This is a genomic window from Citrobacter arsenatis (assembly GCF_004353845.1).
GTDB lineage: Bacteria > Pseudomonadota > Gammaproteobacteria > Enterobacterales > Enterobacteriaceae > Citrobacter > Citrobacter arsenatis.
Genome location: NZ_CP037864.1, coordinates 2,409,650 through 2,424,714, shown reverse-complemented (window position 1 = coordinate 2,424,714; position 15,065 = coordinate 2,409,650). Strand labels below are relative to the sequence as shown.

Here is a 15,065-nt window from a genome sequence, read left to right as displayed (position 1 = left end):
ACCGCACTAAAATTAGGTAAAACGTTTTATCTTCTCGCCATCATTAGTCAGCCAGCTTTTACAAGGAGTCGTTTGATGACGGCGAGAACCACACCAAAAATAACGTTATGGGAATTTTTCCAGCAGTTGGGCAAAACCTTTATGCTGCCCGTTGCGCTGCTCTCTTTTTGCGGGATCATGTTGGGGATCGGCAGTTCGTTGAGCAGCCATGATGTCTTAACGCTGATCCCAGCGTTGGGGAATCCGGTGCTTCAGGCCATCTTTACCTGGATGAGTAAAGTTGGCTCATTTGCGTTTAGCTTCCTGCCGGTGATGTTTTGTATTGCCATTCCTCTGGGACTGGCGCGCGAGAACAAAGGCGTGGCGGCGTTTGCCGGTTTTGTTGGTTATGCGGTCATGAACCTTGCCGTCAACTTCTGGTTGACTGCCAAAGGTATCTTACCCACCACGGATGCGGCGATCCTCAAAGCCAACAACGTGCAAAATATTCTGGGGATCCAGTCGATCGACACAGGGATCCTCGGCGCGGTTATTGCCGGGATCATCGTCTGGATGCTGCATGAACGCTTCCACAACATTCGTCTGCCGGATGCGCTGGCCTTCTTCGGCGGTACGCGATTTGTGCCAATTATCTCCTCAGTGGTGATGGGACTTGTCGGGCTGGTCATTCCTCTGATCTGGCCAGTTTTCGCCATGGGCATTACCGGACTCGGCCACATCATCAACAGCGCGGGTGAATTTGGTCCTATGCTGTTCGGTACCGGTGAACGTCTGCTGCTGCCTTTTGGTCTTCACCATATTCTGGTGGCACTCATTCGCTTCACCGAAGCCGGCGGCACACAGGAAGTCTGCGGCCATAGCGTGAGCGGTGCACTGACTATTTTCCAGGCTCAGCTGAGCTGCCCAACCACGCAAGGCTTTTCTGAAAGCGCAACCCGCTTCTTGTCCCAGGGTAAAATGCCGGCATTCCTCGGTGGTTTACCGGGTGCGGCATTAGCCATGTACCACTGTGCACGCCCTGAAAATCGTCATAAAATTAAAGGGTTATTAATCTCTGGTCTGATTGCCTGTGTCATCGGCGGTACCACCGAACCCCTCGAGTTCTTATTCCTGTTCGTCGCCCCGGTTCTGTATGTTATCCACGCCCTGCTGACCGGTCTTGGCTTCACCGTGATGGCGGTTCTTGGCGTCACTATCGGTAACACGGACGGTAACCTGATTGACTTCGTGGTGTTCGGCATCCTGCACGGACTGTCCACCAAGTGGTATTTGGTCCCTGTAGTAGCGGCTATTTGGTTCGCGGTGTACTACGTGATCTTCCGCTTCGCCATCACACGTTTTAATCTCAAGACGCCGGGTCGTGAAGTAGAAATTGCCAGCAATATCGAAAAAGTCATGGCTGGAGCGCCGGGTAAATCCGGTTACAACGTCCCCGCCATTCTGGAGGCACTGGGTGGTGCCGATAACATAGTCAGTCTGGATAACTGCATCACTCGTCTGCGCTTGTCAGTAAAAGATATGTCGCTTGTTAACGTTCAGGCTCTGAAGGACAATCGTGCCATTGGCGTAGTACAACTCAATCAGCATAACCTCCAGGTAGTTATTGGTCCGCAGGTCCAGTCAGTGAAAGACGAGATCTCGGTTCTGATGAATACCGTACAGGCGTAAGGACAACAATATGTTTGATTTTTCAAAGGTTGTGGACCGGCACGGTACCTGGTGTACTCAGTGGGATTACGTTGCCGACCGTTTTGGTTCAGCCGACCTGCTGCCGTTCACCATCTCCGACATGGATTTTGCCACCGCACCTTGCATTCTGGAGGCGCTAACTCAGCGCCTGTCACATGGCGTGCTGGGGTACAGCCGCTGGAAAAATGATGAGTTTCTGGCGGCAATTAGCCACTGGTTTCTAACGCGACACAATTCCAAAATCGATCCTGAGTCGCTGGTTTATGGCCCCTCGGTCATCTATATGGTGTCGGAACTGATCCGCCAGTGGTCTTCTGCGGGCGATGCGGTGGTGATCCATACGCCGGCTTACGATGCGTTTTATAAAGCGATTGAAGGTAATCAGCGCCAGGTACGCGCTGTCGGGCTGGCAAAACGTACTGACGGTTGGTTTTGCGATATGGCTGCACTGGAGGAAGCGTTGTCTCAACCTGAAAGCAAGATTCTTCTGCTTTGCAGCCCGCAAAACCCCACGGGCAAAGTGTGGACGCGTAACGAACTGGAAACCATGGCAGAACTGTGTCAGCGCCACGGTGTAAAAGTCATTTCCGATGAGATCCATATGGATATGGTATGGGGAGACCAGCCGCACATCCCGTGGAGTAACGTCGCACGCGACAGTTGGGCGCTGCTCACCTCCGGTTCAAAGAGTTTCAATATTCCAGCGTTAACCGGGGCTTACGGGATTATTGAGAATGCGCAAAGCCGCAACGATTACCTCAGTGCGTTAAAAGGCCGCGATGGCCTTTCATCACCTGCGGTACTGGCACTTAGCGCGCATATTGCGGCTTATCAACAGGGCGCTGGTTGGCTTGATGCGCTGCGCGATTATCTTGCCAGTAATCTGCATTACGTTGCTCGTGAGCTCAATGCCGCATTCCCCGAACTCAACTGGCAGGTTCCACAATCCACCTATCTGGCATGGATTGACCTGCGCCCGCTCAATATTGATGACCATGCACTGCAGGATGCGCTCATCCACCAGCAGAAAGTCGCCATTATGCCGGGATACACTTACGGAGAAGAAGGTCGTGGTTTTGTACGCCTCAATGCCGGATGCCCGCGTTCTAAGCTTGAAAAAGGCGTTCAGGGGCTGATTAACGCCATCCGCACAATACGTTAAATAGAGTTGCGCAATGAAAATTCATTGCGCAACGTCTTCAATTAACAAACAAATCTATTTTGCATCGCATGTTTTAAAGCTCCCCTCCTGAGCTCCTTTCCTTTCAGTAAAAAATTCACCGCAATAAAAATCAAAAATACAAAACATAAAGCTGAGAAGATGGCGTGAAATATCGCGCTGTTTTATATACATAAAAACCATGAATACAACACAAACAAACATTCGAAAAAAGAATTTAACTTTTTTTTTACTCTTATCACTAACAGCATCTATTTGTTTGTGGTTTATCCCTTTCAATAACCAGCGCTACAGTCTCTCTTTTTATCCCGTTATTGCCACCTTCGCTGGCGTATTGCATATCCAGATAGGTTGCTTTATGTCGATGAATTACATGAGTTATCGACACAAAAAATACCTTTTACCCCTGGCCTGCGCATTCTATTGCTCGGGTCTTTTTTTATTTCTCGCCCTCTATATTTATTTTTATAAAAACGGTCTCCCCGGTGTTATCTACAACGACATTGCTGTTTTATATTTTATGAGAAATATGTTAATTACGGGGTTGTTTTTTGCTACATATTATCTGTACAGATTCAAGCATAAAAAAGGAAAATGCAGCAAAACAATAATTTATGCAACTTACGTGTGGAGCGTAGTACACCTGGTAATGGCTACCCTCTATTCCATTCGCGTTACGCCAATCGCCTTTCAGTTAGTTGATACAGATACATTCGAATGGTTGCGCCCCTGGCGTGGAAGTTTTATTTATATCCTGATCATATTGTGGACCAGCATTATGTTGCTAGGGGCAAATTTAACTCGCCTAAAAACACAGTTTTGGGTCAGCATGTCTCTGGTTGCTCTCAGCAACCTGTTAAGTGTCATCATTATGCTGAAGTACACTCACATAGATTCCGCCGGATGGTATCTGGCCAGAGGACTGGAATGTCTCAGCGCGATGGTCGTGATGATCGTGCTCATGTCGGATATCTTCAAACGCTATAAATCTTCACGACAAGCCTATGAATTATCCTATGAAAACTCAGTTCGCGACCCGATGACCCGACTTTATAACCGCGGATATTTTTATAACGCATTAAGCAACGAAGTTAAAACTTCATCTCCCCACAAGCCGTTAAGTATTGTGTTTTGCGACATTGATTTTTTTAAATCAGTTAATGACACATGGGGACATTTGCAAGGCGATCGGGTGATTATCAGGCTGGCGAAAATTATGCAGCGGTTAAGTCGACGCAGCGACATCGTTGCGCGTATTGGTGGAGAAGAGTTTGCCGTCTTGCTACCTGAAACGAATGCCGATGCAGCGTTTAACATTGCCGAGCGGATCAGAAAACATGTTGAACAACAAACCCAGGCAACAACCGACGGTGACTTTCCACGCATCATCACCATTAGCCTGGGGATAGTAACCTCCGTGGAAAACAGTGCGGCTGCGGAAAGACTCGCCGATTGCGCCGACCGCGCCCTGTATAAGGCAAAAAACCAGGGACGCAATTGCGTTGTGGCCTATTCTGACGAAAATATTTAATAGCAAAGGAAAAGATCGCCATTCAGGCGATCTTTTCCTCATTATCAGTTGGTAATTTTCATGTGCAGCTGGAATGCGTTAGTTTTACCTTCATCTTTCGCCGCACCTTTTTGATATATTCTGATAGTATACTTACCGCTGGCAGGTAGCGTATTTTTATATGTATCACCGCTCATCATGCCATCAAAAATGAATTGTTCGCCCGGCGCAATAATACTCATGAACGGATGAGGCCATGCACTTTTCAGAACTGCCTGCATGGTCTGCCCTTTTTTGGCGACAAACGTATAATCTTTTGTTTTATCACCCGTAATTGTACCCTTGATATCTGCGCCACTGGTACCTTTCTTAAACTGGATAACATGCGTTTCATCCGCTTTATACGCAGCATGCGCAGGCACAGTTGCCAGAAGTAAACTTCCACAGAACATTGTACTGACAATTAGTTTTACACTTTTCACTTTATTAATACCCTCATTCGTTATTGTGTTTTTTATAACATACCTTATCGCGCATTCATAAACTGGAAAGTGTCCATTTTTCGCTATTAGCGATGTTATTCAATCAATATCTGATAAAAATAAAACTTTAAAGTTTTTAGAGGAACATATTTCTGTTGTATAATGGCCTGCACTTTACCTAAAAACACGAGTGCGACCATGATTGATACTTCTCTCCCCCTTACCGACGTCCATCGCCACCTTGATGGTAACATCCGTGCCCAAACGATCCTGGATCTGGGTCGTCAGTTCAATTTACCCCTTCCGGCACAAACGCTGGAAACGCTGATCCCTCATGTGCAAGTGACCTCCACTGAGCCGGATTTAGTGAGCTTTTTATCCAAGCTCGACTGGGGCGTGAAGGTACTGGGCTCGCTGGATGCCTGCCGCCGCGTGGCGTTTGAGAATATTGAGGATGCCGCACGTAACGGTCTGCACTATGTAGAATTACGTTTTTCACCAGGCTATATGGCGATGGCGCACCAGCTCCCCGTCGCGGGCGTGGTTGAGGCCGTTATTGCCGGCGTACGCGAGGGTTGCAAGACATTTGGCGTCGAAGCACGCCTAATTGGCATTATGAGCCGTACCTTCGGCGAAGCTGCCTGCCTGCAGGAACTGGATGCGCTGTTAGCCCACCGAGACCATATTACGGCTCTGGATCTGGCTGGTGACGAACTGGGGTTCCCTGGCAGTCTGTTCCTGTCGCACTTCAACCAGGCACGCGACGCTGGCTGGCGTATTACCGTGCATGCGGGCGAAGCCGCGGGGCCAGAAAGCATCTGGCAGGCCATTAAAGAGCTGGGCGCCGAGCGAATTGGTCACGGCGTTAAAGCCGTTGAAGATCGTGCGTTGATGGATTATCTCGCCGAGCACCGTATCGGCATCGAATCCTGCCTGACATCGAACATTCAGACCAGCACCGTTGCCTCACTGGCAACCCATCCGCTGAAAACCTTCCTTGAGCACGGGGTATTAGCCAGTTTGAATACGGACGATCCGGCTGTTCAGGGTGTGGATATTATTCATGAGTACACCATTGCCGCACCCGCAGCAGGACTAACGCGCGAACAGATCCGCCAGGCGCAAATCAACGGTCTGGAAATGGCATTTCTGAGTCACGAAGAAAAACGTGCCTTACGCGAGAAAGTCGGCGCAGCGTAACGTATAAAGTGCCGGATGGCGCTAACGCTTATCCGGCCTACGTTGGGTTTCATTGTAGGCCGGATAAAATGCCAGTACATCTCCACCCGGCATTAGCGTAATCAGGCAAGGCACAGCGTCGAACGATGCTTCGCTGATTCAAGACCCAGCTCAATCAGCTCCATGATTTGGATAGCTTGTCTTGCCGGAACCGGGTTCTCACCGTTACCGTTTAGCGCGTCACGAATGCCTGCATAGTACGCCGGATAGTTACCCGGTACGGTAAGCCAGGTCTCTTCAACCTGCTCTTCACCTTCTATTCGCGTCAATACGCCATCGCGCATGTCATAGCCCCAGTCTTCCTGAGGCAACCGCTCGCCATTTTTCAAACGCTCTTCCTGCGGGTCAAGACCATACTTCACATAGCTGCCACGCGATCCGTGCACAATATAACGGGCCGATTCTGCTGCAGCGAGCATGGTACCGTGCAGAATCACTCGACGCTGCGGATACGTCAGGATGGCATGAAAGTAATCCGTCGCCTGCGCACCGGGGCGCAACTGGGCAAGGTCTACCGTCAGACTGACGGGCAAACCAAACAGGTTAATCGCCTGATCCAAAAGATGCGGTGCTAAATCGTACCAGATGCCGCTTCCCGGGCCGCCCTGTTCACGCCAACGGTCACGAACCTGCGGGCGAAAACGATCGAAATGGGATTCAAAATACGCCACTTCTCCCAATACGCCATCCGCCAGCAAGGCTTTCAGCGTCAGAAAATCGCTATCCCAGCGACGATTATGGAACACAGACAGCACGCGCCCGAGACTGCGCGCCAGCGCATCCAGTTCACGAGCTTGTGACAGTGTCACGGTAAAAGGCTTATCAACAACCACATGTTTGCCCGCTTCCAGCGCAGCCTTCGCTAACGGGAAGTGCGTGTCATTGGGCGTGGGGATCACTATCAGGTCGATATTTGGATCGTTAAAAAGATGCTTTGGTTCAGCAACAACCGCCACCGTAGGCCAGTCTGCCTTCACTTTTGCTTCATCACTACTGGAAACCGCAGCCAGTTCCAGGCCCGGTGTGCCCACAATCAGGGGGGCATGGAAGGTTTTGCTGGCATAACCATAGCCAATTAGCCCAACGCGGATGTTGTCACTCATGTTATTGCCTCTCAATTCAGGACTGACCTATTTCACACCATACCTTGCAACGTCTCAATAGTTTAATAACCTTTGCGCTACAAAGGGTGTTTCTTAACTTAAGTCAAACATATGCCACTTATGCGTAACTTGCAGCGAAAAATAGGTAGAAATCGTTCCCAATCATCTTGCTGAATTATTGAGAGATTAGTAACATTTGCAGCCTGTGTTTAAGGATAAATCAAAGCAAATGTCATCAGTAATGAATCGTCTTATTGAATTAACAGGTTGGATTGTTCTCGCCGTTTCCGTGATCCTGCTGGGCGTTGCCAATCATATTGACAATTACCAGCCACCGGAGCCCGTTGCTGCTGTGCAGAAGAAATAAGCATCGGCAGTCTTTTATCACCCGGCAATTAACATGTAGTGGCTGCAGGGTTTGGCTGCAAAAGATCGAATTCTGTCAAAAAAAGCGAGTTATGCCGCATCCCGCCCGGCTGCATATTGCCTGAGCTGGCGAAGCGCGTTACCCTTGTCGCAGGTGCGCATAGCGCCTGCTTTTTCACAGGTATGAACACTCTTCTTACACTTGCACGTAAATCCGCTTTTACCTGTGCACGTTGTTTATTTTTATATTTTCTACTCCGTTGGTATTATTTTATTTATATGGATCTGCATTTATGACTGTTCAGGATTACTTATTAAAATTCCGCAAAATCAGTTCACTCGATAGTCTGGAAAAACTGTTCGACCATCTTAACTACACGCTGACTGACGATAGCGACATTATCAATATGTACCGTGCCGCAGATCATCGCCGTGCGGAGCTTATCTCAGGAGGCCGTCTGTTTGACGTCGGTCAGGTACCTAAATCAGTCTGGCATTACGTGCAATAAAGAAGAAAGTAGCGCTCAACGTTAAAAGCTTTATAATAATTGCCCCAAAATGAATGGCACGACTGTTTGCGCGCGTAAACCTGGAGAAGAGATGACTACCACACCGGCACAACGTATCGGAGGCTGGCTACTTGGGCCACTGGCCTGGCTGTTAGTCGCGTTGTTAAGCGCTTCGCTGGCGTTATTACTTTATGCCACTGCGCTGGCTACACCGCAAACCTTCAAAACGCTGGGTGAGCAAAGTACGGTAAATTTGCTGTTATGGGGCGTCTCCTTTATTACCGCGATCGCCATGTGGTATTACACCCTTTGGTTGACGATTGCGTTTTTCAAACGCAGAGCCTGTGTGCCTAAACATTATATTCTATGGCTGCTGATTTCCGTGTTGCTGGCGATTAAAGCGTTTGCGTTTTCACCGGTTCCGGACGCCTTTGCCGTGCGCCAACTGCTGTTCCCATTGCTGGCTGCAGCACTTCTGGTGCCCTATTTCAAACGCTCGCAGCGCGTTAAAACAACGTTTGTGAACCCGTAATAACCCTACAGTTAACCTGTTGTCGCCTGTTGTAGATTGTCAGATAATAGGCGGCTTTTTTATTTCAGGCCGAAAAATGACTGATTACCTGCTGCTGTTTGTCGGAACTGTACTGGTCAATAACTTTGTACTGGTCAAGTTTCTGGGCCTCTGCCCGTTTATGGGCGTTTCCAAAAAACTGGAAACCGCAATGGGTATGGGCCTTGCCACGACGTTTGTCATGACGCTGGCATCCATCTGCGCATGGCTGATTGATACCTGGATCCTAATCCCACTCAATCTTATCTACCTGCGCACGCTGGCTTTTATTCTGGTTATCGCCGTCGTGGTGCAGTTTACCGAGATGGTTGTCCGCAAAACCAGCCCTGCACTTTACCGCCTGCTGGGGATCTTCCTTCCGCTGATCACAACTAACTGTGCGGTGTTGGGTGTAGCGCTACTGAACATCAACCTCGGCCATAACTTTTTACAGTCGGCGCTATACGGTTTTTCCGCCGCAGTCGGCTTCTCACTGGTGATGGTACTGTTCGCAGCAATTCGCGAGCGTCTCGCCGTGGCGGACGTCCCGGCGCCGTTTCGCGGTAATGCGATTGCGCTGATTACCGCCGGTTTAATGTCATTGGCCTTTATGGGCTTTAGTGGTTTGGTGAAGTTGTAATGAATGCTATCTGGATTGCCGTTGCCGCAGTGAGTCTACTGGGTCTGGCGTTCGGCGCTATTTTGGGTTATGCCTCACGACGTTTTGCCGTCGAGGACGATCCGGTCGTGGAGAAAATTGATGAAATTCTCCCGCAGAGCCAGTGTGGTCAATGTGGCTATCCGGGCTGTCATCCTTATGCTGAGGCAATCGGCTCTCATGGTGAAAAGATCAACCGTTGCGCCCCCGGTGGCGAAGCGGTGATGTTAAAAATTGCCGCCCTGCTGAACGTTGATCCGCAGCCGATTGATGGTGATGAACAAGATGTTACGCCCGTGCGTATGCTGGCGGTCATTGATGAAAATAACTGTATCGGTTGCACAAAGTGCATTCAGGCCTGCCCGGTTGATGCGATCGTCGGCGCAACGCGCGCCATGCATACGGTGATGAGCGATCTCTGCACCGGGTGCAATCTGTGCGTCGATCCGTGCCCTACGCAATGTATCGAATTACGTCCAGTAGCCGAAACACCAGATAGCTGGAAATGGGATTTAAACACTATCCCTGTGCGCATCATTCCCGTGGAACAACATGTTTAAGTTATTCTCTGCATTCAGAAAAAACAAAATCTGGGACTTTGATGGCGGCATTCATCCACCAGAAATGAAGACTCAGTCAAACGGTACGCCGCTGCGACAGGTTCCGCTGGCACCACGCTTTGTTATTCCGCTGAAGCAGCATATTGGCGCTGAGGGGGAACTGTGCGTAAACGTGGGCGATACCGTACTTCGTGGTCAGGCGTTAACCCTCGGACGTGGCAAAATGCTTCCGGTCCATGCACCAACGTCAGGTACCGTTGTAGCCATTGCCCCGCACTCTACTGCACATCCCTCGGCACTCGCTGAACTGAGCGTTATCATTGACGCCGATGGTGAAGATCGCTGGATTGAACGGGATGGCTGGATCGATTACCGCTCCCGTAGCCGTGAAGAGCTGATCGCACGTATTCATCAGTTCGGCGTTGCCGGACTAGGTGGCGCGGGTTTCCCCACCGGCGTCAAACTACAGGGCGGCGGTGATAAAATTGAAACGCTGATCATCAACGCCGCTGAATGCGAGCCGTACATTACGGCTGATGACCGCCTGATGCAGGACTGCGCGGCGCAGGTCGTCGAAGGTATCCGTATCCTGGCGCATATTCTTCAGCCCCGCGAAATTTTGGTGGGTATCGAAGATAACAAGCCGCAGGCAATTTCCATGCTGCGCGCAGTGCTGGCTGATTCACACGATATCAGCTTACGCGTGATCCCAACCAAGTATCCTTCAGGTGGGGCAAAGCAGTTAACGCAAATCCTGACCGGCAAGCAGGTCCCCCACGGTGGGCGCTCTTCAGATATCGGCGTGCTGATGCAAAACGTCGGAACCGCCTATGCAATCAAACGAGCGGTGATTGACGGAGAACCAATTACCGAGCGTGTCGTGACGCTTACCGGTGAAGCCGTCAGCCGTCCGGGCAACGTCTGGGCGCGTTTAGGTACGCCTGTTCGTCATCTGCTCAACGACGCGGGCTTTTGCCCTTCCGCCGACCAGATGGTGATTATGGGCGGACCGTTGATGGGCTTTACGCTGCCGTGGCTGGATGTACCGGTGGTGAAGATTACCAACTGTCTTCTGGCGCCCTCTGCCAATGAAATGGGTGAAACACCAGAAGAGAAAGGATGTATTCGCTGTAGCGCATGCGCCGATGCCTGCCCGGCCGATCTTCTGCCGCAGCAGCTTTACTGGTTCAGTAAAGGGCAACAGCATGACAAAGCGACGGCTCATAATATCGCCGACTGCATTGAATGTGGTGCTTGCGCCTGGGTATGCCCAAGCAATATTCCGCTAGTGCAATATTTCCGTCAGGAAAAAGCCGAGATTTACGCCATTAGCCAGGAAGAAAAACGTGCCGCCGAAGCGAAAGCGCGATTCGAAGCCCGACAGGCGCGCCTTGAACGCGAAAAAGCAGCCCGTCTTGAGCGCCACAAAAGCGCGGCCGTTCAGCCTGCGGCTAAAGATCACGATGCCATTGCCGCCGCCCTGGCTCGCGTAAAAGAAAAACAGGCCCAGGCAATGCAGCCAGTAGTCATTCAGGCAGGCGAAAAACCTGACAATAGCGCGGTGATTGCCGCACGCGAGGCGCGTAAGGCGCAAGCTCGCGCTTCCCGAACGGAAAATCCGCCACAAACTGAAGGCAACAGTGCGGGTACAGACCCGCGTAAAGCCGCCGTGGAAGCGGCTATTGCCCGCGCCAAAGCCCGCAAGCTCGAGCAGCAACCGGCTACGGAAACTGCCGAACCGGTGGATCCGCGTAAAGCGGCTGTCGAAGCGGCTATCGCGCGAACCAAAGCCCGCAAGCTCGAGCAGCAATCGGCTACGGAAACTACCGAACCGGTGGATCCGCGTAAAGCGGCCGTGGAAGCGGCTATCGCCCGAGCCAAAGCCCGCAAGCTCGAGCAGCAATCGGCTACGGAAACTGCCGAACCTGTGGATCCGCGTAAAGCGGCCGTGGAAGCGGCTATCGCGCGAGCCAAAGCCCGCAAGCTCGAGCAGCAACCGACTACGGAAACTGCCGAACCAGTCGATCCACGCAAAGCCGCCGTCGCGGCCGCTATTGCTCGCGCTCAGGCTAAGAAAGCCGCACAGCAGCAGGTTGTAAACGAGGAATAAATGGTATTCAGAATCGCAAGCTCCCCTTATACCCATAACCAGCGTCAGACATCGCGTATCATGATGCTGGTGTTACTTGCTGCATTGCCGGGGATCGCCGCTCAGCTGTGGTTTTTTGGCTGGGGTACGTTATTCCAGATAGCTCTGGCCGCCATCAGCGCTATCGCCGCCGAAGCGGGCGTACTTAAACTACGTAAACAACCGATTGTCGCGATTTTAAAAGACAATTCGGCATTGCTCACCGGGTTGCTGCTGGCCGTGAGTATTCCCCCGCTCGCCCCCTGGTGGATGGTTGTTTTAGGTACGGTATTCGCCGTCATCATCGCTAAACAGTTGTATGGCGGCCTCGGTCAGAACCCGTTTAACCCCGCCATGATCGGTTACGTCGTACTGCTTATCTCATTTCCGGTACAAATGACCAGTTGGCTGCCGCCGCACGAAATTGCGGCTACTGTGCCAGGGTTCTTTGACGCCCTGAATGTTATCTTTAGCGGACATACCGCCAGCGGCGGGGATATGAACTCCCTGCGCATGGGCATTGATGGTATCAGCCAGGCAACACCTCTTGATACCTTTAAGACTTCGCTGCATGCAGGACGAACTGTTGAGCAGGTGATGCAATACCCTATCTACAGCGGCATGCTAGCCGGCGCTGGCTGGCAATGGGTTAACCTTGCCTGGCTGGCTGGCGGTATCGTGCTGTTATGGCAGAAAGCGATTCGTTGGCATATCCCGGTTAGCTTCCTGCTGTCGCTCGCTGTTTGCGCTACTTTAGGCTGGATTTTCTCGCCTGATTCGCTAGCCTCACCTCAGTTGCACCTGCTTTCCGGCGCGACCATGCTGGGTGCATTCTTTATTCTTACCGATCCCGTTACCGCGTCAACTACCAACCGTGGCCGCCTGATTTTTGGCGCGCTTGCGGGCCTACTGGTTTGGCTGATTCGCAGTTTTGGCGGTTATCCTGATGGCGTAGCTTTTGCCGTATTACTGGCAAATATCACGGTTCCGCTGATTGATTATTACACTCGCCCTCGCGTGTACGGACATCGCTAAGGACTCCCTATGCTGAAAACGATTCGTAAACACGGTATTACACTGGCGCTGTTTGCTGCGGGCTCGACGGGGTTAACCGCGGCAATCAATCAATTAACTAAATCCACCATTGATGAACAGGCCGCGTTGCAGCAAAAAACGCTGTTCGATCAGGTTCTGCCTGGCGACCGCTACAATAATAACTTGTCTGAGAGTTGTTATCTGGTCGATGCGCCGGCGTTGGGCAAAGGCACACATCGTGTGTATATTGCCCGCCAGGACGATCGTCCCGTTGCCGCAGTTCTTGAAGCTACGGCGCCAGATGGTTATTCCGGGGCGATTCAACTGCTGGTTGGCGTCGATTTTTCCGGTACCGTGCTGGGTACGCGGGTGACCGAACATCATGAAACGCCAGGGCTGGGCGATAAAATCGAACTGCGACTGTCCGACTGGATAACCCACTTTAGCGGCAAAACGATCGCGGCGGGTAACGACTCCCACTGGGCGGTGAAAAAAGATGGCGGCGACTTTGACCAGTTTACGGGTGCAACCATTACGCCGCGTGCGGTAGTGAATGCAGTAAAACGCGCTGGTGTGTTTGCGCAGACCCTACCCGCGCAACTTCCTCAACTTAGCGCCTGTGGAGAATAAACCATGAGCGAAATTAAAGACGTCATTGTCCAGGGGTTATGGAAAAATAACTCCGCGCTTGTGCAGTTACTCGGGATGTGTCCGCTGTTGGCCGTCACCTCTACCGCCACCAACGCGCTGGGTCTGGGACTCGCGACTACGCTCGTCCTGACGCTGACGAACCTGACGATTTCATCCCTTCGTCGCTGGACACCGCCTGAAATTCGCATTCCGATTTATGTCATGATCATCGCCTCCGTGGTGAGCGCGGTGCAGATGTTGATCAATGCTTACGCCTTCGGCCTGTATCAGTCTCTGGGCATCTTTATACCGCTGATTGTGACCAACTGTATTGTTGTTGGTCGTGCCGAGGCATTCGCGGCCAAAAAGGGCCCTGCGTTATCCGCGCTCGATGGTTTCTCCATTGGCATGGGCGCAACCGGTGCCATGTTTGTTCTGGGCTCGCTGCGTGAAATAATTGGTAACGGTACACTATTTGATGGCGCCGACGGCTTGTTGGGTAGCTGGGCCAAAGTACTGCGCGTTGAGATCTTCCATACTGATACGCCGTTTCTGCTGGCCATGCTGCCACCGGGCGCGTTTATTGGCCTGGGTCTGATGCTGGCAGTTAAATATCTGATTGACGAGAAAATGAAAAAACGTCGTGCCGAAGCGGCTGTCGCGGACGCTCCCGCTGGTGAAACAGGGAATGTATAATGAACAAAGCAAAACGGCTGGAAATACTGACGCGCCTGCGTGATAACAATCCGCATCCGACAACCGAGCTTAATTTTACATCGCCGTTCGAACTGCTGATTTCGGTCTTGCTCTCCGCGCAGGCCACCGATGTCAGCGTCAATAAAGCGACGGCTAAGCTATACCCTGTCGCCAATACCCCTGCCGCGATGTTGGCGCTCGGTGTTGAAGGTGTTAAGTCCTATATCAAAACAATCGGTTTGTTTAACAGCAAAGCGGAGAACGTAATTAAAACCTGCCGTATTCTGCTGGAACAGCATAATGGTGAAGTGCCTGAAGACCGTGCCGCATTAGAAGCCCTGCCCGGGGTTGGACGAAAGACAGCCAATGTAGTGTTAAATACCGCCTTTGGTTGGCCCACTATTGCCGTAGATACTCATATTTTTCGTGTCTGTAACCGCACGCAATTCGCCCCTGGTAAAAACGTAGAGCAGGTTGAAGAGAAGTTGCTGAAGGTCGTACCCAGTGAATTTAAAGTCGATTGTCATCACTGGTTAATTCTTCATGGCCGGTACACCTGCATAGCCAGAAAGCCGCGCTGCGGTTCCTGTATTATCGAAGATCTCTGCGAATTCAAAGAGAAAGTCGATATCTGATACTGCCGGGGCATCCTCTTTGCCCCTCACACGCATAACGATTAGTTATGCACTCCCCAGAGTTTCTTTTGCCGACAATGATGCCACTCCGGCAC

16 protein-coding genes are annotated in these 15,065 nt (G+C 51.3%); 14 read left to right on the top strand and 2 right to left on the bottom strand.

Features of this window, described 5'->3' with window-relative positions; genetic code table 11:
• Positions 1 to 75: 75 nt before the first annotated feature.
• From malX to E1B03_RS12715, 3 genes are all read left to right on the top strand, one after another.
• On the top strand, positions 76 to 1,668 hold the full coding sequence (gene malX, locus E1B03_RS12725; protein ID WP_103770024.1) for a maltose/glucose-specific PTS transporter subunit IIBC: 1,593 nt from the start codon (positions 76 to 78) through the stop codon (positions 1,666 to 1,668).
• Positions 1,669 to 1,678: 10 nt separating this feature from the next.
• Positions 1,679 to 2,851 (top strand): MalY/PatB family protein, encoded by a 1,173-nt coding sequence (locus E1B03_RS12720; protein ID WP_103770025.1) that lies wholly within the window; start codon positions 1,679 to 1,681, stop codon positions 2,849 to 2,851.
• 199 nt (positions 2,852 to 3,050) lie between these two features.
• Positions 3,051 to 4,400: a sensor domain-containing diguanylate cyclase gene (locus E1B03_RS12715; protein ID WP_103770026.1), complete on the top strand. Its 1,350-nt coding sequence runs from the start codon at positions 3,051 to 3,053 to the stop codon at positions 4,398 to 4,400.
• 44 nt (positions 4,401 to 4,444) lie between these two features.
• Here E1B03_RS12715 and E1B03_RS12710 read toward each other — a convergent pair whose 3' ends face one another.
• The gene (locus tag E1B03_RS12710) at positions 4,445 to 4,861 is read right to left on the bottom strand and encodes a hypothetical protein (protein ID WP_048235434.1); all 417 of its coding nucleotides are present in this window, start codon (positions 4,859 to 4,861) and stop codon (positions 4,445 to 4,447) included.
• Positions 4,862 to 5,059: 198 nt separating this feature from the next.
• Here E1B03_RS12710 and add point away from each other — a divergent pair, with 198 nt between their 5' ends.
• Complete coding sequence (add, locus tag E1B03_RS12705; RefSeq protein WP_133086319.1) at positions 5,060 to 6,061, top strand: adenosine deaminase; 1,002 nt, start codon at positions 5,060 to 5,062, stop codon at positions 6,059 to 6,061.
• A 101-nt stretch (positions 6,062 to 6,162) separates the two neighbouring features.
• Here add and E1B03_RS12700 read toward each other — a convergent pair whose 3' ends face one another.
• The gene (locus E1B03_RS12700) at positions 6,163 to 7,203 is read right to left on the bottom strand and encodes an oxidoreductase (protein WP_103770027.1); all 1,041 of its coding nucleotides are present in this window, start codon (positions 7,201 to 7,203) and stop codon (positions 6,163 to 6,165) included.
• Between the two features lie 241 nt (positions 7,204 to 7,444).
• Between E1B03_RS12700 and blr the strand changes: the two genes are divergently transcribed.
• The 10 genes from blr (at position 7,445) to nth (ending at position 14,970) form a co-directional block, all read left to right on the top strand.
• A complete protein-coding gene (gene blr / locus E1B03_RS12695) occupies positions 7,445 to 7,570 on the top strand; it encodes a division septum protein Blr (RefSeq protein ID WP_003029134.1) in 126 nt (41 codons plus the stop codon).
• Positions 7,571 to 7,862: 292 nt separating this feature from the next.
• Positions 7,863 to 8,078, top strand: a complete 216-nt coding sequence (gene ydgT / locus E1B03_RS12690; protein WP_043016415.1) for a transcription modulator YdgT — start codon at positions 7,863 to 7,865, stop codon at positions 8,076 to 8,078.
• Positions 8,079 to 8,169: 91 nt separating this feature from the next.
• Positions 8,170 to 8,610, top strand: a complete 441-nt coding sequence (locus tag E1B03_RS12685; RefSeq protein WP_103770028.1) for a DUF2569 domain-containing protein — start codon at positions 8,170 to 8,172, stop codon at positions 8,608 to 8,610.
• Between the two features lie 76 nt (positions 8,611 to 8,686).
• Positions 8,687 to 9,268, top strand: a complete 582-nt coding sequence (gene rsxA, locus E1B03_RS12680; RefSeq protein ID WP_003029144.1) for an electron transport complex subunit RsxA — start codon at positions 8,687 to 8,689, stop codon at positions 9,266 to 9,268.
• On the top strand, positions 9,268 to 9,846 hold the full coding sequence (gene rsxB / locus E1B03_RS12675) for an electron transport complex subunit RsxB (protein WP_103770029.1): 579 nt from the start codon (positions 9,268 to 9,270) through the stop codon (positions 9,844 to 9,846). Before rsxA ends, rsxB begins: the two co-directional genes overlap by 1 nt.
• Entirely contained in the window at positions 9,839 to 11,956 is a 2,118-nt protein-coding gene (gene rsxC / locus E1B03_RS12670; protein ID WP_103770030.1) for an electron transport complex subunit RsxC, read from the top strand. Before rsxB ends, rsxC begins: the two co-directional genes overlap by 8 nt.
• On the top strand, positions 11,957 to 13,009 hold the full coding sequence (gene rsxD, locus E1B03_RS12665; RefSeq protein ID WP_103770031.1) for an electron transport complex subunit RsxD: 1,053 nt from the start codon (positions 11,957 to 11,959) through the stop codon (positions 13,007 to 13,009).
• 9 nt (positions 13,010 to 13,018) lie between these two features.
• Entirely contained in the window at positions 13,019 to 13,639 is a 621-nt protein-coding gene (gene rsxG, locus E1B03_RS12660) for an electron transport complex subunit RsxG (RefSeq protein WP_103770032.1), read from the top strand.
• 3 nt (positions 13,640 to 13,642) lie between these two features.
• Entirely contained in the window at positions 13,643 to 14,335 is a 693-nt protein-coding gene (locus E1B03_RS12655) for an electron transport complex subunit E (protein ID WP_103770033.1), read from the top strand.
• Complete coding sequence (nth, locus tag E1B03_RS12650) at positions 14,335 to 14,970, top strand: endonuclease III (protein ID WP_103770034.1); 636 nt, start codon at positions 14,335 to 14,337, stop codon at positions 14,968 to 14,970. Before E1B03_RS12655 ends, nth begins: the two co-directional genes overlap by 1 nt.
• The last annotated feature ends 95 nt before the right edge of the window (positions 14,971 to 15,065 follow it).

Coding starts and splice junctions, on each gene's coding strand:
- malX (WP_103770024.1), top strand. CDS start 76: ATGACGGCGAGAACCACACCAAAAATAACGTTATGGGAATTTTTCCAG.
- add (WP_133086319.1), top strand. CDS start 5,060: ATGATTGATACTTCTCTCCCCCTTACCGACGTCCATCGCCACCTTGAT.
- rsxC (WP_103770030.1), top strand. CDS start 9,839: ATGTTTAAGTTATTCTCTGCATTCAGAAAAAACAAAATCTGGGACTTT.
- rsxG (WP_103770032.1), top strand. CDS start 13,019: ATGCTGAAAACGATTCGTAAACACGGTATTACACTGGCGCTGTTTGCT.
- E1B03_RS12685 (WP_103770028.1), top strand. CDS start 8,170: ATGACTACCACACCGGCACAACGTATCGGAGGCTGGCTACTTGGGCCA.
- nth (WP_103770034.1), top strand. CDS start 14,335: ATGAACAAAGCAAAACGGCTGGAAATACTGACGCGCCTGCGTGATAAC.
- rsxB (WP_103770029.1), top strand. CDS start 9,268: ATGAATGCTATCTGGATTGCCGTTGCCGCAGTGAGTCTACTGGGTCTG.
- rsxA (WP_003029144.1), top strand. CDS start 8,687: ATGACTGATTACCTGCTGCTGTTTGTCGGAACTGTACTGGTCAATAAC.
- E1B03_RS12715 (WP_103770026.1), top strand. CDS start 3,051: ATGAATACAACACAAACAAACATTCGAAAAAAGAATTTAACTTTTTTT.
- E1B03_RS12700 (WP_103770027.1), bottom strand. CDS start 7,203: ATGAGTGACAACATCCGCGTTGGGCTAATTGGCTATGGTTATGCCAGC.
- blr (WP_003029134.1), top strand. CDS start 7,445: ATGAATCGTCTTATTGAATTAACAGGTTGGATTGTTCTCGCCGTTTCC.
- E1B03_RS12720 (WP_103770025.1), top strand. CDS start 1,679: ATGTTTGATTTTTCAAAGGTTGTGGACCGGCACGGTACCTGGTGTACT.
- ydgT (WP_043016415.1), top strand. CDS start 7,863: ATGACTGTTCAGGATTACTTATTAAAATTCCGCAAAATCAGTTCACTC.
- E1B03_RS12655 (WP_103770033.1), top strand. CDS start 13,643: ATGAGCGAAATTAAAGACGTCATTGTCCAGGGGTTATGGAAAAATAAC.
- rsxD (WP_103770031.1), top strand. CDS start 11,957: ATGGTATTCAGAATCGCAAGCTCCCCTTATACCCATAACCAGCGTCAG.